Raw genomic sequence first — 19,580 nt, forward strand, 5'->3', positions numbered from 1 at the left:
ATGGAATCAGAGACTTTTACGCAGACCCCTCGGCCCCTCATCATTATGCCCGCGTGGAATGAAGAGGAAGTTATTGGGGGCACAATTGAAGAACTTTTCCGCATGATGCCTGAGGTCGACCTGGTAGTCGTCAATGACGGGTCCACCGACCGCACCTCTGAGATTGCGCGCGCTACCGGCGCTTTCGTGATTGATCTTCCCTACAACATGGGTATCGGTGGCGCTTTGCGCACCGGTTACAAGTATGCTCGCCAAGCCGGATATGATTGCGCGATTCAGGTTGATGCTGATGGGCAGCATGACCCGAAGGGTATCCGCACTGTGCTTGCTGGCCTGGAGGATGTCAACATCTCGATCGGTTCCCGCTTTGCTGAGGCGACGAACTATAAGGTGTCTGGTCCGCGTAAGTGGGCGATGGTGGTTCTGGCCCGTATGTTTACGATGATTTCAGGCGAGAAGTTCACCGACGCCACCTCCGGCTTCCGTGCGGCAGACCGCAAGGCGATTGAGCAGTATTGCGAGCATCTACCTGCTGAGTATCTGGGTGACTGTATCGATGCCTGCGTGATGGCGATTCGTTCTGGCTTGACTGTTAAGCAGGTGCCGGTTGAGATGCGTGAGCGTCAGGGTGGTACTCCTTCTTCAAGCCCGTGGAAGTCTGCGGTGTACCTGGTTCGTTCTTTCTTCTCGTTTGGCATGTCGATGACTCGCCAGAAAACGAATGTGGGGTCTAAGTAAATGAGTGCAAATATTTTCTTCCTTCTCATCGTGGTGGTGATGGAGGTTCTCGTTCTGGCGCAGGTACGCAACCAGAAGATGAAGGAAAAGTACGCCGCACTGTGGCTTATCGTTGGCGTCATCATGATTGTGCTAGCGCTTTTCCCGAAGCTTTTGGATGCCCTCTCGCGTCTGGTGGGTATTGAGACCCCGGTCAACCTGCTGTTCCTACTGGCGATTATTATGCTGATGGGTATTAGCTTGCACTTGACCCTGGCTATCTCGAAGATTACGGATGATATGCGTACCCTCGCTGAAGAAGTTGCGATTATGAAGGCTCTTCAGCGTCAGCCGCAGGGCGCTTCCCGCGCTACGGAGCGAGAGCAGAAGAAGCCCTAAAGCCCCTGATTTTTATACGTTTCTACACGTTTGAGCTTGGAGTAATACCTCATGACCGTTGATATTCTGTTCCCCTACTACGGCGACGTTGCCATGATGAAGCAGGCTGTGCTGTCTGTGGTCGGTCAGACCAACCCGGACTGGCGCATGATTGTTGTTGATGACGGCTACCCGGATGATTCGATTCCCGGCTGGTTCGAGTCGTTGAAGGATGAGCGCATCACCTACATGCGTAACGAGAAGAACTTGGGCGCGAACGGTAATTACCGTAAGTGCTTGACCTTCGTAGAGAATGACCTGGTCACCGTCATGGGTGCTGATGATGTCATGCTCCCCAACTATGTGCAGTGGCTGGTGGATTCGGCGGCGAAGCACCCTGAGGCATCCATTTTCCAGCCCGGCGTGGTCGTGATTGATGAGAACAACGGCCTGTCGAACACTCTGGTGGAGCAGACTAAGGCGTTCTACCGTCCCAAGGGTGAGGCTGTTCTGCAGGGTGAGGAGCTGGCTACCTCCCTGCTGCGCGGCGCGTGGTTCTACTTCCCGTCCTTGGGTTGGCGTAAGGACGCCATCGTGGGCACCGGCTTCCGTGAGGGCCTGAACGTTGTGCAGGATATGGCGCTGATTCTGGACATTACGATGCGTGGCGGCTCCCTGTACTACGATCCGCAGGTTGCGTTCATGTACCGTCGTCACGGTGGTTCTGACTCGTCCTGGCGTGCCCTGGAGGGTACCCGCTTTGATGAGGAGCGCCGCTACATGAACACCATTGCTGATGAGATGATTGCCCTGGGTTGGACGAAGGCTGCCCGCGTGGCCCGTATCCGTTTCTCCTCGCGTGCTCACGCTCTGACTCTGCTGCCGAAGGCAGCCCTGGCGAAGAAGTGGCAGGGTGTTAAGAACCTTGCCGAGCATGTGGTGAAGTAAACCTATATTTGTGTGCGGTGCGTCGTACATCCTGCGGTGGATGTGCGGCGCATCTGCGTATGTAATGATGGTTTGTGTTGGCGGCTATATTGGCGGCTAGGAATGAGGAGGACGCGGTGAGCGAGTCGGTACAGCACCCCGATAAGAGCGGGGTGGAGGAACACCCCTCTCGGGAGGTCCAGTCTTCGGGTACGGTCACCCGCTACCAGTCCCTGGCGCTTTTGGGTTCGTCCCTGTTGGCGGCGGTCTCCACGCTGTTGGTGACCATGATTGCTCAGCGTGCCCTGAACGGTTCGGAGCTGACGGAGTTCCTGCTGTTCTGGGCGGCGCTTTTCACTGTGACGGGTATTATCACGGGTATTCAGCCGGAGATTACGCGCGCGGTGGGTACGGCACGCACCCGTGCTGTAGCTGACAGGGCTTTAGCTAACAGGGCTGCATCCGGCGGGGCTGCATCTGCTGAGGGTTCCGCGCCGCAGGGCGCCCGCGTGGTTACGGTGACCGCGGCTCTGGGTGCTATCGCTGGTGCGCTGGTGTTGGTGAGCTCCCCTCTGTGGGCGGGCCAGCAGATTCCGCATTCGGCGGCGGTGGGCGTGACCGTTATGGCGGTGGGCGTGTTCCTCTACGCCCTGCAGGCGACTATGAGCGGTGTGACCGCCGGTGAGGACCGCTGGTACCTTTTCGCTGCGGTGGGCGGTCTGGAATCTGCCGGGCGCCTCATCCTCATGCTTGCGGCTGCGCTCATGATTCCTTCCCTTGCCGGCCTTGAGGTGGCAACCGTCGTGCCGATGGGTCTGTGGCTTATCCTGGCGTTCGTGACTGTCTCGGGTCGCCGTCTGTGGGTTGCCCGCGCCGATGTGCCCGCGCGCCGCCTGAGCTTAAATATCCTCTGGTCGTTCCTGTCCTCTGCCGCCGCGGCGGTGCTGATGATGGGCTTCCCGAACGTGCTGAAAGCGAGCGGCGCCGCGGAGAGCGAACCGGTCGTGCTGGGTACCCTGATCCTGGCGATTTCCATTACCCGTTCGCCGATTATGATTCCCCTGCAGGCGTTCCAGGGTGTGGCGGTTTCCGCCTTCTTGAAGCAGCGCCACCGCCCCGTAGCGGCGTTCATTAAGCCTGCCGCCGCAGTGGTGGCTGTGGGCGCTGCGGGCGCGTTGGCGGCGTACCTGGTGGGTCCGCTGCTGTTCCGCCTGATTTACCCGCCTGCCGCAGGTGCAGAGTCCGCGTACGAGGCGGCAGCCTCCGGCATCACCCTGGGTGCGCTGGTCTTCGCCTCGGCACTGCTGGCGCTCATGACCCTCTCAGGCAATATGGCGCTCGCGGTGAACCAGCACCGCATCTACCTCGCCGGTTGGGTGGTTGCCGCGGCGGTGACCTTGAGCTTGGCGTTCCTGGTCCCCGCGCCGCTGGTGCCGCGCGCTATCGTGGCGTTGGCGGTCGGCCCGGTCTGCGGCTTCGTGGTGCACATGGTGGGCGTGGCTTTGGCATCCCGCACGGAAGAAGCTCACGCCGAGTAGCTTAAAAACCTCTGCTTAAAAACCTATGGGAGGGGCACGTACATGATGTACGTGCCCCTCCCAACGTTTAAACCTGGTAAGCGGCTCACCGCTAGGGAATCAGCCACTTGCGGACCGGCGGAATCCAGCGCAGCAGCCACACCAGAATCAGCGAAGAAGCCCACACCAGCAGCGCGTAGGGTGCCTCCAGGCGGTAATCCACCAGCGGCCAACCGTAGGCGGCGAGGCCCTGAATAATCAGCAGGTGAATCAGGTACACACCAAAAGTCAGAGCCGACAGCTTACGCAGACCCGTCTGAACCGCCTCCGGCAGGCGATTCAGCGGCAGAGATTTGAAGAACACGAACACCGCCGCGGCCCAGAAAATCGTCGGAACAGACAGGTACTCGGTCGCCAAACCGCCCAGGCCCGGGTGGTTTAGTACCAGGTACGGGCCCACCAGAATATGCGCCAGAGAACCGGCAATACCCAGCACATAAATCACCAGACGCCACGGCAGGCTAAACTCCGTATTCGCCAATGCATAACCCAAGAAGCAGAAGCCCACATACCCCACGATGGGTGCCGAGAACTCCGGCATAAACTGCGGATTAATCTTCTGCAGGGTAGCAGTCGCAATGGGCATCAGCAGACCCAGCGCAGCCATCAGCCACGCCAGCTGCACCTTCTTCTCACCGGCACCACGCAGGGCGTACGAGAAGATCGGCAACACCAGGTACACGCCGATGAGCGCCTCCAAATACCAGAGGGTCACACCCACCTTGTTCGGCGCCAACAGCACCGCCAGAATCTCCTCACCCGTAGGCAGGGGAGTGTGCTTAAACCAGCTGCGCGCAAAGAGATACACCTGACCCCACACCAGCAGCGGAATCAGAATCTTCGTGAAACGCTTCTTATAGAACGTGCCGACGCTCTCACGGTTCGTGAAATTCAGCAGGGTAATGCCCGAGGCCATGAAGAAAAGCGGCACAGCCGCAACCGCGGTACCCGAAAGAATGTTCTCGAGAACCCAGCCGGGCGAATCGTAATCCACCCGATAGTTGAACCGCACATGCAACGCCACCACGAAGATAATGGCAAGAACATTAATAAGGTCCAGGTACACCTTTCGCGCGGGCTTAGGGCGCGCGGCAGGCACCTGAGACTCAGGCTGAGCATCCGCAGGTTGAGAAGACGCCACCTGCGCCGATGCAGGTTTGGAGGACATGAAAATCCGCTCCAATCAATGTGTGTGAGTGTGATGGGTACAAGCACCCGAATTCTAAAGGTTATAGACCCGCTTAACGTACGCGCCGTACAGCAGACGGTACAGCGGCATGCTAGTCTTCAACAGCAGACCCGCCGCACCAAACACCGGGCGGATGCGCAACGCAAGCAGCGCATCGCTCACCGTAAAACCGGCACGGCAACCCGCCAGCACAGCCGGTGCGCTCTCACCGCCCACAATCAGCGCCTGCTGCGCGTTATTCAGGTACGCAATAACCCGGGCAATCGTCAGCGCCTCCTGACCGGCAAGCAGATGATACGTGCTCGTACGCTGCAGAGACTTCTCAAAATACTCCAGCAGGCGGCGAGTCTCAGACAGGGGAGTAATACGGCTCCACGTCAGGCTTCCCGCGCTCACCGCGTACGCGTACAGCGGCTCGTCAATGACGGTCACGCTCTGTGCTCGTAGGTAGCAGTCCAATAGCGCGCACTCATCCTCGGCTCGTTCAATCTGCGGGTATCGAACACCTTCAAATAGTTCGCGGCGAATAATCTTATCCCAAGCGTAAGGAGACAGCTCATCCTTAAGCAGGGCGAACGCCGCCTCCTGACCGGTCAGCGTGCCGGGGGCACCCTTCAGGCGCTGCGTAGTCGAACCGTCGGTCGCCACCATGTTGTGGGCGCAATTGACCACCTGCGCCCCCGTACGCTCCGCGTGGTGGTGCAGGCGCTCCAGGAAAATCGGGTAGAGAGCATCATCAGAATCGGGGAACGTCACCCAATCGCCACGCGCCTCATCCAGGCCCTGGTTACGCATCGCGGACAGGCCCTGATTCTTGGGGTTATTGAACACGCGCACGCGCTCATCCGGGTTCTGCTGCAGGTACTCGGCAATCAGCTGCGCCGAATGATCCGGGGAGCCGTCAATCATGACCAGAAGCTCAAAATTGGGGTCGGTCTGCGCCAGCACCGACTTAATCGCCGCAATGACGGTGGAGGCGGTGTTGTAGACCGGCATAATGATGCTTGTGCGAGGGGTGGCAGACATAGGGTGGGAACCTTTGAGAACGGGGCTGATAAGAGCGGGACTGATAAGAACGTTGAGGGGTTACATGCCGTAGGCGCGGCGAACGTATGCGCCGTACAGGGTGCGGTACAGGGCGGGGGAGAGCTTCAACAGCAGGCTCGCCGCACCCACCACCGGGCTAGAACGCAGCGCCGGCACAACCCAACCCCACTCGATTTGGCGGCGGCACTCGCGGATTACCGCGTCCGAGTCGGCGCTATCGCTCATGAGCGCCTGCTGCGCATTATTCAGGTAAGTCACCGCAGAAGAAATCGCCAGAGCCTGCTGACCCTCCTTCGAGGAGAGCAGGGGTGCACCCGCTTCACGCATGTAGCGGGTGTGGCGGATGCTTTCCTCCACCGGGGTCACGCGGCCCCAGGTCAGGCCCTCAGAGCCCATGTGGTACAGGTACAGGCAGTCCGGGATAACCTCAAGCTTCTGCGCCTGCATGAGGCACTCAAAGACCGCGAGGGCATCCTCGGCGCGGTGAATATCGGTTGCGAAACGTACCGAAGAGAAGAGCGAAGCGCAGAAAATCTTATCGTGCACAAAACCCGTAAAACGGTTTAGCAGATAGTTGATGGCAATATCGTTGCCCGTGTACGTGCCGGGCGCACCCTGCGGGCGGTCCATCGTGGAGCCGTCGGCGCGGGCAATAGTGTGACCGCAGGTTGCCACATCCGCGCCGTTACGTGCCGCCGCGGCGTGCAGGCGCTCCAGGAACTCGGGGCGGTACGTGTCATCAGAGTCAATGAACGTAATCCACTCGCCGCGCGCCTCATCCAGACCCTGGTTGCGTGCCGCAGACACGCCGGCGTTCTGCTCATTGTCGAACAGGCGGATGCGGGGGTCGGGGGTGTTCTTCAGGAACTCGCGAATCACCTTCGAGGAACAATCCGGGGAACCGTCAACCACTACCAGCAGCTCAAAGTTGGGGTCGGTCTGTGCCAGAACGGACTCCATCGCGGCGACGACAGTGTCAGCGGTGTTATAGACCGGCATGATAATGCTGGTGCGGGGTGACGGCATGGGACCTCTTCGGAATGCGGCGGCTGGAACTTATACAGGTACATCATACGGTGGGGGCGGTAGGGAATCGAAATATGTTCCACCGCCCCCACGATATGTGACGGACCTACTGATGAGGAGGGATATGCGTAGTATTGCGGGGCTTGCGAGTATGGTCGGTGTTAGCCCAAGCCATCCACAAACCCCAGAGGGCTATCGCGAGACCAGCCCACACACTTGCCTGCTCCTGCGTGAGGATTCCGTAGGTCTGCAGGACAGCAGTGGTAGCTGGAATGACCGCGTACAGCTGCTTACGCCATCCTGGGCGATGTCTAAGCATGGCGCTTTGACTTTGCGAGCTTCTCGATATCTTCAATACGCTTAGCAATAAGAATCACCTGATGATCGAACCATTCCACAACGGTTCGAGTGTTGACAGTAGCGTTGCCAAATTTAGCAACCGCAAGATTACCTTCTCGAACAAAAGGCGCATCATACACATCAGTCAGAGCTCGATGCGCTGCGCGGTAGGCGGATGCTTCAGAAATAGGTGCCATGATAATCTCCTTGGCGGTTGGGCGGCTATGATAGCCGCGGTTTAACAGAAAACCCCGCCAGGATAAACCCGACGGGGTGAACTACAGCAGTGAAATAACAGCTTCATGCGGTAGTTTTATCTGCCCGGGAAAATGGTGTAATCCTACTTGGATTGGATACCTATGTTCACAGGCAGAAGCTTAATAGTGGACGATATTAGTCCTGGCTATGAAGTAGCAGGGCTAAGGCCTTCATGCCTTCTAACCCTTCCCACACAGCAGAGCATGAACGACAAGATGCTCGTTCAGCGGTGTAATATAGTGCAGATTTGCGTATTGATGTTGAGCCGTCGCAGCTTGTCTTCGTGACTTCCTGCTCCCCGCAGTTAGGGCAAAATCCCTGCAAGTCATGGCTGGGATGGCGCAACGCAACAATGGCCCGAATCCAACTGGTCGTCGTTGTCAACGCCTCATCATGAAGCTCCTGATGTAGGTGATTGCGAATCCACGCAGAAACCTGATTTTTCAGCGGTGCACCTGGGAATGAGCCCATCACAACGGAACGAATAGACTCCTGAACTTGTAGCGCATTAGCAGAAATGGGCATACGACATCCAAAGCGGCTGGTGCTGGATGCTCCTCCGGTACGTGAACCGCCGGCTACATAATCTGCCAACTCGTCCAATAATGCCTGGTGGCGTGGAATACGGAACTTTGTGCGATGCAGACATTGACGGTCTGCGTCCTTCACTGGCGTGCCCACGGTTAGAGCGATCAGATGCTGTTGTAGCTGATCGCTAGACGAAATGGTAGCCATAATGATGTAGCCTCTCTGCTAAATGAGTGAATTATTGATATCCGCTACAGTGCGGAAGGTGTGTGGACCATAGTGTTGGTCATACATGGATTTGCCCTGCTTCTGCTTCGTGGCAGCGAAGTTGAAGCATGCGACAGACGCTTTCTCCGTGCGTGTAGGAATGATGCTAGACCGGCATCATGGACGACCAATTCATCCTGTTCGCTCTTCTTACCGATTGGAGCTACTCCAGTGTCCTGGTGCTCGTTCTGTCGCTTCAATTGCCGGTAGTGCTTGCGGCACAAAGGATACCCAGCATGTCGAGAATCCTCATCTATTGGCTTCTCACAACGCGTGCAATGAGAAAGCGGAAGAAAAAGAACCGGATTTGCTCGCGAAGGGTAAATTCGCTGCTTTGAAGTTCGTCGAGCTCTAGGATTGACAGGAAGATAGACCCGCGGTGAATCAAGAGGGACAGTGCCTCGTGGAGCGTGAATACATGCACGACAGATGGAATAGATAGGATTCCACTGATTCTCTATTACGAGCGGTTGCCCGTAGCTCTCCGGGCGTACACTACTGGCCGGTAGGGAGAGACCTGCCGTACGCCAACACCGAGGGCATATTGAATGCCCCTGCATTAGATAGGGACTATCGTGCGTCTGTATAGCACGGCGCCGCGCCTGGCAGGTGCGGCAATCCTCTCTATAGGAACTGGTTGGCTCCCTGCATCCTGCGCAGGGGCGGGGTAGGTGTTTCATGGTTTCTCCTGAATATTATGCCTAGTCAAAAGAGTAAACAGATACTTTTCAATGTTCTAAATCGCCCTTTAATATTTGGTTCAGAGGGGGGGTGTATTTGAAGGTAGATGAGGCTATTTAATTCGTAAATCAACTTATACTGGTTTATTTATCGATAAATATTCATTAGGTGAAATTTTGTAATTTATTGAATGCGTTATATTTAAAGTTTTATGGGTGTTTGGGGTAGGGCCTAGGGACCCTCCCCCAAACACCCTGATGGTTATCTTTTTGGTTTCAGTAGATAAATCTAACTAGAGCGCACGCACGGCTTTTTCTGCATCATCGAGACGCTGCTGAAGGTACAACATGGAGTTGTCGAACCAGTGGATTACGCCGCGCAGGCCGACAGTGGCATTGCCATAGCGAGCCTTAGCGAGGTCGCCCTGGCGAACAAAAGGCTCATTAAAAATTGCATTCATCGCATTCTTAGCTGCGCGATAGATAACCTCTTCTTCGTTTACTTCTGCAGGGGGACGATAAATCGTGATTGCAGGAGAACCGTTATACACCCAAATCGTGTCGTGCGGATTGATGGAAATACCATTGTGGCCAGCATTGCAATGGATAATCGTGTCGTGGTCATCGTAGAAAATGCCGGTGTGACCAGCTGCGCCGCTGGTGTATCCACGGCGACCCCAAATAAACACGTCGCCACGTCGTGCCGGGTAATTACCCGATGCATCCGGTCGAACCTGAGTCCAGCCGTTACTCTCCAAATCGTGGAAGAGCGTTTCGGTATTACCAATAGCAATATTCTGCGGGAGCAGGCCAGCATCTCGCAGTGCAAAGTAAACCGCAGATGAGCAGTCATAAGAATGCGGGCCAGTTCGATAATTCATCGAATAGGTCACCTTGCCCTTACGCTGCTCCATCCATGCAATCGCCTGATCAATCTTGGACATAATAAAATCCTTTCGGAAAGGCTGTAGCCCTACACTTTGACATTCCCGGGAAGTCAAAGTGCAGGGCTACAGCAAATGAATTGGACACTAAAAATGCCGACCAGCTTTATCCTGATCGGCATGATTCCTCAGCAGGCACACTCCTGCCGAGGTGATATTCACTTTACGAGGGTTGGGGTGCGAAAGTCCTGTCGCGCATTTTTGAAATTACAAATTTCTTGATCGCTTATGAACTGGCTGGGGTTGGAGGTGTTAGCCCGCCATCCCTGCTTCGCGCTCTCTTCATGCTTTGTCTTCATACTCTGGGAACTTAGGTAACCCTATGGAAAACGTGCGGTACGCTCCCTACACTGGAAGGGCACATTGACAGACCGCGCGGGCCGCCCACACCGCGGCCCCGCCCCTCCCAACGGGTACACCACCGAAGGAGCCACCCATGAGCCGACGCACCGACGCGCCCGCCCGATCACCACGACGAGCCGCCCTCGCCAGCTGGATAGGCTCCGCCCTCGAATACTACGACTTCGCCGTCTACGGCACCGCCGCGGCAATCGTACTCAACCGCATCTTCTTCCCCGAAGACACCGCCGCCATCGGCATCCTCAAGTCCATGGTGGTTGTGGGCGTCGCCTACGTTGTGCGACCCTTTGGCGCCATGATTGTTGGGCCCCTCGGTGACCGTTACGGCCGCCGATTCGTCCTGATGCTCACCCTCTTCCTGATGGGCTTTGCAACCTTCGCAATCGGTTGCCTGCCGACCTATAGCGAGGCGGGTATTATCGCGCCGATTCTGCTGGTCGCCTGCCGTATGCTTCAGGGCCTCTCCGCCGCCGGTGAGCAGGCAAGCTCCATCTCCATCTCCCTGGAGCACGCCCACGAACACCAGCGCGCCTTCACGACCAGCTGGACCCTGCAGGGCACCCAGTTCGGCTCGCTACTGGCGACCGCCGTGTTCATTCCCTTCGCTGCCCTGCCGGACGAGCACCTGCTCACCTGGGGCTGGCGCGTACCCTTCTGGCTCTCCGCCTTCGTGGTGGTGACCGCCTGGCTGATTCGCCGCACCCTCTCTGAACCGCCCGCCTACCTGCAGCGCGAAAAGCTCACCGAGTCCCCGCTCATGCTGGTCTTCAAGCACCACAAGCGTGCCGTACTCACCATCGCCGTGTGTGCCATGGTCAACACCGTGAACATGGTCTTCACGACCTTCGCGCTGTCCTTCGCCACGAAGGGTTACGGGCTCGACCGCAGCACTATGCTGCTGGTGCCGGTCGCCTCGAATACTCTCGGCCTGATTGCGATTCCGCTTGCCGCCATGCTCGCCGATAAGATTGGCCGCAAGCCCGTTTTCATTACCGGTGCGGTGGCTTCTTCCCTAGTGATGTTCCCGTACCTCGGCGCGATTGCCGAGGGTAACTGGGTTGGTATCTTCGCCTACGGCGTGCTCATGCACGGTGCGCTCTACTCCATGGCGAACGGCGTGTGGCCCGCCTTCTACGCGGAGATGTTCCCGACCCGCGTGCGCGTGACCGGCCTGGCGCTCGGTACCCAGATTGGCTTCGCGATTTCTGGAGGCGTCGCCCCCGCCGTGGCGACGAGCCTCGCCGGTGCTGACCTGCATAATGCAGTGCTGCCCGCCGTGTTCACGGTTGCCATGTGCGTGCTCGTGGCGTTGGGTGCGCTGACGGCTCGTGAGGGTTACAAAAAGACCCTGGATGAGCTGGATGCATAGCCCACAGAATATATTCCGTATATAGAATAAAAGCAGGTGGGGCTGGATAGTTAGCTATCCAGCCCCACCTCCGTGTTTAATTTTCTAAACCCCTTGCTGTGCCGCAATCAGCGCCTCAAAATGAGCTGCCATGCGCTCTGCATTTGGTTCTAACTCGGTGAAGAGGCGGAAGGCATCCACCGCCTGACCGACCGCCATGTAGCCGCCCGTTAGCACCTCGCACCCGGCGGCACGCGCTACCTGTACCAGCTGTGTTTCCTGCGGCAGGTAGATGACGTCCGCAACCCACAGGCCCTCGCGCAGCACCCCGGCATCCAGTGCCGAATCGCTCAACGGCATACCCGGATGCACGTGCATACCCACCGGGGTCGCATTCACCAAACCCTGAGCTTCCAGTAGAGCTTCAATGAGGCGCTCATCCTCGGTTAGTACCTCGATTCGGGTCTGGGGGAAGAGCCCACCCAGCTGCTCCGCCAGCCCCTGCGCCTTCGCCGCGTCACGCTCGAAGAGGCTCAGGTGGTGCACCCCCAGGCGGCACAGCGCGTACGCCGTGGCGCTACCGGCACCGCCGGCACCTAGCTGCACCACGTGCTCCATGCGAGCCGGATCCTCCGCCACCTGCGGCAGGCCGCGCTTCAGCCCCGCGATGAACCCCGAATAGTCCGTGTTGTCGCCGTAGAAGCTGCCGTCCTCGCGAATCACCACGCAATTGACCGCGCCCAGGGCGCGTGCCGCATCCGAGAGCTCGTGCAGGTGCTCCATGACGGACTGCTTGCACGGGTGCGTGATGTTGAAAGCGTTAAAACCGAGCAGTGCCGCCGCATCCAGAAGCGCTGGGGCGGAGGCGCCGTCCAGGTTCAGGGCGTCCAGGTCGACGGGGCGGTACAGGTAGCGCACCCCGTGCGCGTCCGCCTCCGCCTCGTGCATGGGAGGGGTCAGTGAGGAGGTGATGCCGTCACCAATGAGACCCACCAGGAAAGATTCAGTACGCAAACTCATAGTTTCACTGTACGTGTCCACCCCTCAAGATGCACCTACTTTCTTGAACCCGTACCAAATGCGCGCTGGATTTGGGAAGAAGATAAAAATAATTTCTACGCCCACAAGAGCGATATGTCTGACAGAAACACCTCAAAGGTATAAGCTTGGTATAAGTGCTCGCGCGCCACGGCGCGCACATGAGACCACACAGACACCGTCACAGTGAAGTGATACCGATATTCGGAGGATAGATTGTCAATGACTGACAAGGCTATGGCACACTTCGCTGGCGCCGATGCATGGGTCGAGCAGTATTTCCTGAACAGCCCCGAAGATGAGCGTGAAGAGTTCACCCCGGCAGAGTTAGAGGATTTGGCTCGCACCCACCGTGCGCTGGCTCAAATCCGCCTGCCCAAGACCCCTGTCGTTGCCGCACGCAATGACGAGTACAACACCACCCTGTACGTCGCGACTGACGACATGCCGCACATTGTCAGCTCCCTGACCGCATGCCTCGCCGCGCACTTTGGTGGTTTCGTCACGATTCTTCACCCCACTTTCCTCGCCGAACGCGGCCCGGACGGTAACCTCCTGAGCCTGCGCGGCACCGGCATGCGCGGCAACCTTGCCAGCGGCGATACCGCCACTCTTGGCGTGCCCTCCCTCAAGCTCAGCGATAACGCCCCCGAGGGCACCACGGTCGCTATTGAGTCCTGGATTGCGGTCCGCCTGACCCGCTACCTCACTGAGGAAGATCAGCGCCGCTGCGAGAAGGAAGTGGAGCGCGTCCTCGCTGACGTTCGCGCCTGCCACACCGACCTGGACGCCATGGTCACCCGCGTTTTCGACCTGGCGCAGTCCATGTACGACCTGCGTGGCGCAACCCTGGGCCACGGCGAGGAATCCTACGCCGCCAACCCGCGCGGCGTGGAGCCCGCCTCCCGCGTGGAGGTGGCACAGGACTTCCTGCGCTGGCTCACCCGCGGCAACTTTGTGTTCATGGGCGTGAAGGAGCGCGTACTGGACGGCTCCTCCGGCGCTATTTCTCTGGTGGACCGCCCCGGTTCGGCGCTCGGTATTCTGCGCACCACGGAGGGTAAGAGCCGCATTCCGCTCTCGGGTGAGACCCTGGAGCGCGCTCTGTTCCCGCGCCCGCTGTACATCACGAAGGCGAACTCCCGCTCCACCGTCGCACGCAACGACTACCTGGACTACGTTGGTGTGCGCCGCTTCGACCTGAATGGCCGCGTGATTGGCGAGTACGTCATCCTGGGCCTGTTCACTCGCCAGGCGTATGCGCTGCCCGCTATTGAGACTCCGCTGGTGCGTGAGCGTATTGCGATGGTGCGCCGCCGCCTTGGCTACCACCCCGGTTCTTACTCTGACAAGGCGCTTCTGGGTGCCTTGGAGGATTACCCCCGCCTGGAACTGCTGCACGCTTCCGCTAATGATCTGACCGATACTTTCGGCGGCATTATGGGTCTGGAGGAGCGTCGCAAGACCCGCCTGTTCCTGCGCGCTGACCGGTTCAACCGGTTTATTTCCGCCGTGGTGTACCTGCCTCGGGATCGCTACAACACGAACGTGTGCTCCCGCATTCAGCAGGTGTTCCGACAGGAATTTGATTTGAGTGCCATCGACCATGAGGTGTACCTGTCTTCCTCATCGTTGGCGCGTCTATTTTTCCGCATTCGGCTCACGAACCCCAACGATGTGCCGAAGACGGATCATCAAGCTCTCGAAAAGCGACTGCAAGAAGCCGCCCGCTCCTGGGTGGAAGCAACCGCAGCTGCTATTGAGGCATGGAAACCCGGAGCGGAAGGCCGCCGACTCGCATCAGCCTGGGCAGATGCGACTAGTGCAGCCTACCGAGCCGATTACACAGTAGAACAAGCAATCGAGGATATCGTGATTCTTGAATCTCTCTCGGGCCAGAAGCCCGCCGCAATCAAGGTTGAAGCCGGCGAAGCCAACACCACCCGACTGAAGACCTACCTGTCCGCACCTCACACCCTCACCGAGCTTCTGCCGGTTATGCAGAATATGGGCCTGGTCGTTGTTGATCAGAAGCCCTACGAGTTCAAGCCTGAGGATGGCGAAGACTACGGTTACCTCTACGACTTCGGAGTTGAATTCCCCGAGGGCGTGGACGCAAACGCTGTGGCTTCCCTGTACGAGGATGCCCTGAACGCCTACCTGCTCGGTGAGCGCGAGTCCGATACCCTGGACCGCCTGATCCTGGCTGAGGGCCTGACCTGGCAGGAAGTACGTCTGTTCCGTGCCCTGAACCACTACCTGATTCAGCTGGGCCTGGGCTACACCCCGTCCTTCATGTCGAACACCCTGCTCGCAAACCCGGCCATCACCAAGCACCTGGTCGAGTTCTTCGAGGTCAGCTTCGACCCGAACAACGGCCTCAACGATGAGCAGCGCAACGCACGCCGTGAGGAAATCGAAGCAGCCCTGGTTGAGGAACTGAACCAGATCCCCACCCTGGACGCTGACCGCTACCTGCGTTCCCTCGGCAAGGTCATCCGCGCTATCCTGCGCACCAACGCATACCTGGCTGACCGCCCCGCACTCGCATTCAAGGTGGCACCGCAGGAGATCGACTTCGCACCCCTGCCCCGCCCCAAGTTCGAGATTTTCGTCTACTCCCCGCGCGTTGAGGGTGTTCACCTGCGCTTCGGTAGCGTCGCACGTGGTGGCCTGCGCTGGTCGGACCGCCGTGACGACTTCCGCACCGAGGTTCTGGGCCTGGTCAAGGCACAGATGGTGAAGAACGCTGTCATTATCCCCACCGGTGCGAAGGGTGGTTTCTACCCCAAGCAGCTGCCCGACCCCGCAGTGGATCGCGACGCATGGATCACCGAGGGTCGCGAGTCCTACAAGGTCTTCATCGGCTCCCTGCTGGACGTCACCGACAACCTCTCCGTTGGTGCTGACGGCTCCGAGACTGTTGTCCGCCCCGAGGGCGTTATCGCACGCGACGCTGACGACTACTACCTGGTGGTTGCAGCGGACAAGGGCACCGCAGCATTCTCTGACACCGCAAACGCAATCAGCCTGGAGCGCGGCTTCTGGCTGGGCGACGCGTTCGCATCCGGCGGCTCCGTCGGCTACGACCACAAGGCAATGGGCATCACCGCACGCGGTGCTTGGGAGTCCGTCAAGCGTCACTTCGCTGAGCTCGGCCACGACGCTCAGACCGAAGAGTTCACCGCAGTCGGCATCGGCGACATGTCCGGTGACGTGTTCGGTAACGGTCTGCTCCGCTCCAAGGCAACCCGCCTGGTCGCAGCATTCGACCACCGCGACATCTTCCTGGACCCGAACCCCGACGCAGCCGTCTCCTTCGACGAGCGTCAGCGCCTGTACGATCTGCCCCGTTCCTCGTGGCAGGACTACAACCGCGACCTGATTTCCGCCGGTGGTGGCGTGTACTCTCGCGGTCTGAAGTCCATCGAGATCACCCCCGAGGTGCGCGAGGTTCTGGGCCTGGACGAGTCCGTCACCGAGCTGGCACCGACCGAGCTGATTTCCGCAATCCTGAAGGCGCCGGTTGACCTGATTTACAACGGTGGTATCGGTACCTACGTGAAGGCCTCCACCGAGACCAACGCACAGGTTGGCGACAAGGCTAACGACGCACTGCGCGTCAACGGCAAGGACCTGCGCGCCAAGATTGTTGGCGAGGGTGGTAACCTCGGCTTCACCCAGCTGGGTCGTATTGAGGCTGCGCTCAACGGCGTCATCCTCAACACCGACGCAATCGACAACTCCGCAGGTGTGGAAACCAGTGACCGCGAGGTCAACATCAAGATTCTGGTGGACCGCCTCGTTGCACACGGCGAACTGCCCGTTGAAGAGCGTGCTTCCTTCATCGAGTCCCTGCAGGACGAGGTCGGCGGCAAGGTGCTCGAGACCAATGTCGAGCAGAACGTCCTGCTGCAGGGTGAGTTCCACGGTTCCGTCCTGGGTACCAACCTGTACAAGCGCCTCATGCACGACCTGGAAGAGCACGCCGGTCTGAACCGCGCCGTCGAGTTCCTGCCCACTGACGAGGAGCTGGACGAGCGCCTGGAGACCACCGGCGACCGCCTGACCCGCCCCGAGCTGTCCGTCCTGGCTGCGTACGTGAAGATTTACCTCACCCACGCACTGGAGCAGACCGACTTCGCGGACGACCCCTACCTGGAAGGCGTTCTGCGCAGCTACTTCCCGGCAGCACTGGTTGAGCGTTTCGGCCAGCACCTGGATTCGCACCCGCTGCGTAAGGAAATCATCTGCACCCGCGTCGCTAACGAGCTGGTCAACATCGGCGGTATCACCTTCGCATACCGCGTGATGGAGGAGTTCAACGTCGGTATCGATTCCGTCGCACGCGCCTTCATCGTCGCTCGTGAGCTCTTCGAGCTGGGCACCGCTGCTAAGCTGCACCGCGAACTGCCCCCGAAGACCCCGCTGGATGCATGGTTCACCGTTCTGCGCGACAACCAGCGCGTTCTGGACCGTGCGGTCCGCTGGTTCATCACCGAGCGCGGCGTCGTTGCTGGCACCAGCATCTCCGAGCTGCTGGAGACCTTCGGTTCCGTCGTCGAGATGCGCCACAACCTGCCCGAGTACCTCTCCGGCACCTCCCGTGCTCGCGTCCGTGCAAAGCGCGACGCAGGCGAGGCATGGGGCCTGCCCGAGGAACTCATCGTCATCTGGATCCGCGGCTTCGAGGGCTACGCCCTGCTGGACGTTATCCGTTCGGCACGCGACCACGACTTCGAGGCAGCTTCGCTGGCACCGGTCTACTTCGCAACCTACGACCGCTTCAAGGTGGACGAGCTGCTCGGCCTCATCACCGACCTGCCCCGTAGCGACCGCTGGGAGATCCTGGCACGTCAGGCAATGCGCGGTAGCCTCTACGAGACTGCGGCAGAACTGGCACTGTCCGTGGCAGAGGGCGCGAAGGGTGACTTCTCCACCGTGGACGGTGCGCAGAAGGCACTGGCTACCTGGATTGAAGAGCACCCGACCCGCGTCGGCAACATCGACCGCATCCTGAAGGAGATTGGCGAGGCCGCTCTGGACGTCACGGGTCACCCGCGCCTGGCTGTAGTGTCCGTGGCACTGCGTACTCTCTCGAGTGCATCCTAAATAGCTAAGGCCCGTTAGGGTCGCTTAGAGCATCCCGGTTCCCTCCCGGTGGGAGGGGCCGGGATGCTTTTGCGCAGGGACACATGGTGCGTGCACAGGTAGTGCGGGGGATCCTTGGTTGGGTGAACCTTGTGCCGGTGTGCCAGCGCGTCAGCACCTAGCGTGGAGCACCCAAATCAAGGTTGTTGCACCCCGCGTATATTGCATAGAATATTGCTCTCACTAGATGTTTTGCATTCTTGTGTGACGCGCATTATGTGGATGTGTCCTAAATCCCTCCAAATATCAAGTAGAGGGTTAAGGAAACCAAAGGTTTTAGTTGATATATGCCGTATATTGATTCACGGCGGCATCAGCGCAAACCATGGGGACCCGGCACTTCTCGGTACGACGACTCTTTCCCCTGGCGCGTCACACGGTGCTGTTCAAACACACTGCCCCTAATCTTTACGATTATCGACTGAAAGTCTGCAAGATTGTCTACCAACCACGGTACCGAGGAAAAAACCACCACCGCGTGGCGCCTCCTCATTAACTTTCTGCTTTACGTTTCCCCGGTCGCGCTGCTGACCACCGTCTTCCCCATGGTCACCCCGACCATTAACCGGTACAACCTTGATGGTGTACCCCTGATCCAGGTGATTCTGGCGGCGTCCATTACCGTTCCTTGGCTCAGCCAGGCAGCCTGCCTGCCCCTTTACCGTGCTATCCAGATGGAGCACAAGAAGATTGCGGACGCCCGCGAAGGCCTGCGTATTCACGCTGAAACCCTTGAGCACCAGCTCAAGCGTGCCGAAGCACGAGCCGTACGCGCACGCATGTCCGAGCCGCAGTTCCAGGACATTACCGACCTGACCGCGTTCACCCGCAACTGGCTCTATCTCTTCTTCATGACCATGCCGCTGGTGCTGCTCTTCGCAATTCCGGTCGCCCTCGTTCTTCACTGGAGCCCGACTGCATTCGGTGCGTTCTTCGTCCTGGGCGTTCTCAACATTGCGTTCGCGCAGCTGCTGGTCATCCCGAACCTCGCGAAGAACCGCATCATCTGGTTCATCGCGTGGCTTGGCTACACTCTTGCCTTGTACTGCTACCCCGTCATCTGGTTCCTGCCGCCGCTGGTTGGTTCGCTCATCCTGCTTGTGAGCCTCGGTAAGGACCTGGTGCACCTGCTGCACTTCGCGCGCATCCCGCTCAAGGACATTGCGCTCGACGCCCTGCGCGGCTTCTTCACCGGCTCCATCATCTGGGCTGATAAGTACATGCTCTTCCTGGTCACCGGCGGTGAAATCAACGTTGTGGCAATCTACCTGAGCCTGATCCCCTGCGTTATCGCCTACAACTACTTCTTCGTGGTGGAGGCAGACCGCGTCAACGCAAGCATTCAGCACCTGTGGACCATCTTCGACCGCCTGCCCTACAAGGGCGTTCAGGCGGAGTCCTCGAAGGCTCTGCGCGCCTCCAACCGCGCTATCCGCAACTCCCTGCTGATTTACATCGCCAGCGCTATTGTCACCGGCATCCTGATGTTCATCTTCCTGCCGCAGTCCTACCCGCTGGCGCTCTCCGGCCTGGTCGTGGCGTTCCTCTTCGTTGCAGTGGCACTGCTGATCTACCAGATCGAGTACATGACCATGTACGTCACCGTGCAGCTGCTCTCCGCAGCCCACCTGGTGCTGCTCTTCATCTCCTTCATGATTCTGCCCAACGAGACCGGCTACCTGCCCATCATCGTGGGCGAGGCTGTGCTCGCCTTCGCCTGCTACCGCGTCTACCGTCAGGCGTGGGCAGCCCCCGAGTACTCCCTCTTCTGGCGTCGAGCCCTCGCCTGGTAAGAACCGCACGGTC

The 19,580-nt window shown here is 59.0% G+C and carries 14 protein-coding genes; 7 read left to right on the forward strand and 7 right to left on the reverse strand.

Annotated features, from left to right (window positions below; all coding sequences use genetic code 11):
- The 4 genes from HMPREF2605_RS00525 to HMPREF2605_RS00540 all read left to right on the forward strand — a co-directional run bounded on the left by HMPREF2605_RS00525 (nucleotide 1) and on the right by HMPREF2605_RS00540 (nucleotide 3,560).
- On the forward strand, nucleotides 1-738 hold the full coding sequence (locus HMPREF2605_RS00525) for a glycosyltransferase family 2 protein (RefSeq protein ID WP_005507977.1): 738 nt from the start codon (nucleotides 1-3) through the stop codon (nucleotides 736-738).
- A complete protein-coding gene (locus HMPREF2605_RS00530; RefSeq protein ID WP_005507976.1) occupies nucleotides 739-1,116 on the forward strand; it encodes a DUF2304 domain-containing protein in 378 nt (125 codons plus the stop codon).
- Nucleotides 1,117-1,167: 51 nt separating this feature from the next.
- Entirely contained in the window at nucleotides 1,168-2,043 is an 876-nt protein-coding gene (locus HMPREF2605_RS00535) for a glycosyltransferase family 2 protein (RefSeq protein ID WP_070846639.1), read from the forward strand.
- 116 nt (nucleotides 2,044-2,159) lie between these two features.
- On the forward strand, nucleotides 2,160-3,560 hold the full coding sequence (locus HMPREF2605_RS00540) for a hypothetical protein (protein ID WP_070846640.1): 1,401 nt from the start codon (nucleotides 2,160-2,162) through the stop codon (nucleotides 3,558-3,560).
- A 91-nt stretch (nucleotides 3,561-3,651) separates the two neighbouring features.
- On the opposite strand, the gene HMPREF2605_RS00545 is transcribed toward HMPREF2605_RS00540, so the two are convergent.
- From HMPREF2605_RS00545 to HMPREF2605_RS00570, 6 genes are all read right to left on the reverse strand, one after another.
- A complete protein-coding gene (locus HMPREF2605_RS00545; RefSeq protein WP_005507973.1) occupies nucleotides 3,652-4,767 on the reverse strand; it encodes an acyltransferase in 1,116 nt (371 codons plus the stop codon).
- Between the two features lie 54 nt (nucleotides 4,768-4,821).
- Nucleotides 4,822-5,814, reverse strand: coding sequence for a glycosyltransferase family 2 protein (locus HMPREF2605_RS00550; protein WP_070846641.1), 993 nt, complete (start codon nucleotides 5,812-5,814; stop codon nucleotides 4,822-4,824).
- Nucleotides 5,815-5,874: 60 nt separating this feature from the next.
- Complete coding sequence (locus HMPREF2605_RS00555) at nucleotides 5,875-6,861, reverse strand: glycosyltransferase family 2 protein (RefSeq protein WP_070846642.1); 987 nt, start codon at nucleotides 6,859-6,861, stop codon at nucleotides 5,875-5,877.
- Between the two features lie 311 nt (nucleotides 6,862-7,172).
- Nucleotides 7,173-7,397 (reverse strand): hypothetical protein, encoded by a 225-nt coding sequence (locus HMPREF2605_RS00560; RefSeq protein ID WP_070846643.1) that lies wholly within the window; start codon nucleotides 7,395-7,397, stop codon nucleotides 7,173-7,175.
- A 196-nt stretch (nucleotides 7,398-7,593) separates the two neighbouring features.
- Nucleotides 7,594-8,193, reverse strand: coding sequence for a DUF7340 domain-containing protein (locus HMPREF2605_RS09355; RefSeq protein WP_141762257.1), 600 nt, complete (start codon nucleotides 8,191-8,193; stop codon nucleotides 7,594-7,596).
- Nucleotides 8,194-9,226: 1,033 nt separating this feature from the next.
- Complete coding sequence (locus tag HMPREF2605_RS00570; protein WP_049354102.1) at nucleotides 9,227-9,877, reverse strand: peptidoglycan amidohydrolase family protein; 651 nt, start codon at nucleotides 9,875-9,877, stop codon at nucleotides 9,227-9,229.
- Between the two features lie 436 nt (nucleotides 9,878-10,313).
- Here HMPREF2605_RS00570 and HMPREF2605_RS00575 point away from each other — a divergent pair, with 436 nt between their 5' ends.
- Nucleotides 10,314-11,606: an MFS transporter gene (locus HMPREF2605_RS00575; protein WP_070846644.1), complete on the forward strand. Its 1,293-nt coding sequence runs from the start codon at nucleotides 10,314-10,316 to the stop codon at nucleotides 11,604-11,606.
- Between the two features lie 84 nt (nucleotides 11,607-11,690).
- Here HMPREF2605_RS00575 and HMPREF2605_RS00580 read toward each other — a convergent pair whose 3' ends face one another.
- The gene (locus tag HMPREF2605_RS00580; RefSeq protein WP_070846645.1) at nucleotides 11,691-12,605 is read right to left on the reverse strand and encodes a shikimate dehydrogenase; all 915 of its coding nucleotides are present in this window, start codon (nucleotides 12,603-12,605) and stop codon (nucleotides 11,691-11,693) included.
- A 240-nt stretch (nucleotides 12,606-12,845) separates the two neighbouring features.
- Here HMPREF2605_RS00580 and HMPREF2605_RS00585 point away from each other — a divergent pair, with 240 nt between their 5' ends.
- On the forward strand, nucleotides 12,846-17,735 hold the full coding sequence (locus tag HMPREF2605_RS00585) for an NAD-glutamate dehydrogenase (RefSeq protein WP_070846646.1): 4,890 nt from the start codon (nucleotides 12,846-12,848) through the stop codon (nucleotides 17,733-17,735).
- A gap of 476 nt (nucleotides 17,736-18,211) precedes the next feature.
- Nucleotides 18,212-19,567, forward strand: coding sequence for a hypothetical protein (locus HMPREF2605_RS00590; RefSeq protein ID WP_070846647.1), 1,356 nt, complete (start codon nucleotides 18,212-18,214; stop codon nucleotides 19,565-19,567).
- Nucleotides 19,568-19,580: the final 13 nt, after the last annotated feature.

Origin of the sequence: Rothia sp. HMSC065C03, assembly GCF_001837295.1 — a bacterium.
Classification (GTDB): Bacteria; Actinomycetota; Actinomycetes; order Actinomycetales; family Micrococcaceae; genus Rothia.

Excerpts from the sequence above, each read along its gene's own strand:
- HMPREF2605_RS00525 (WP_005507977.1), top strand. The coding sequence starts at position 1 with ATGGAATCAGAGACTTTTACGCAGACCCCTCGGCCCCTCATCATTATG.
- HMPREF2605_RS00530 (WP_005507976.1), top strand. The coding sequence starts at position 739 with ATGAGTGCAAATATTTTCTTCCTTCTCATCGTGGTGGTGATGGAGGTT.
- HMPREF2605_RS00535 (WP_070846639.1), top strand. The coding sequence starts at position 1,168 with ATGACCGTTGATATTCTGTTCCCCTACTACGGCGACGTTGCCATGATG.
- HMPREF2605_RS00545 (WP_005507973.1), bottom strand. The coding sequence starts at position 4,767 with ATGTCCTCCAAACCTGCATCGGCGCAGGTGGCGTCTTCTCAACCTGCG.
- HMPREF2605_RS00550 (WP_070846641.1), bottom strand. The coding sequence starts at position 5,814 with ATGTCTGCCACCCCTCGCACAAGCATCATTATGCCGGTCTACAACACC.
- HMPREF2605_RS00555 (WP_070846642.1), bottom strand. The coding sequence starts at position 6,861 with ATGCCGTCACCCCGCACCAGCATTATCATGCCGGTCTATAACACCGCT.
- HMPREF2605_RS00560 (WP_070846643.1), bottom strand. The coding sequence starts at position 7,397 with ATGGCACCTATTTCTGAAGCATCCGCCTACCGCGCAGCGCATCGAGCT.
- HMPREF2605_RS09355 (WP_141762257.1), bottom strand. The coding sequence starts at position 8,193 with ATGGCTACCATTTCGTCTAGCGATCAGCTACAACAGCATCTGATCGCT.
- HMPREF2605_RS00570 (WP_049354102.1), bottom strand. The coding sequence starts at position 9,877 with ATGTCCAAGATTGATCAGGCGATTGCATGGATGGAGCAGCGTAAGGGC.
- HMPREF2605_RS00575 (WP_070846644.1), top strand. The coding sequence starts at position 10,314 with ATGAGCCGACGCACCGACGCGCCCGCCCGATCACCACGACGAGCCGCC.
- HMPREF2605_RS00580 (WP_070846645.1), bottom strand. The coding sequence starts at position 12,605 with ATGAGTTTGCGTACTGAATCTTTCCTGGTGGGTCTCATTGGTGACGGC.
- HMPREF2605_RS00585 (WP_070846646.1), top strand. The coding sequence starts at position 12,846 with ATGACTGACAAGGCTATGGCACACTTCGCTGGCGCCGATGCATGGGTC.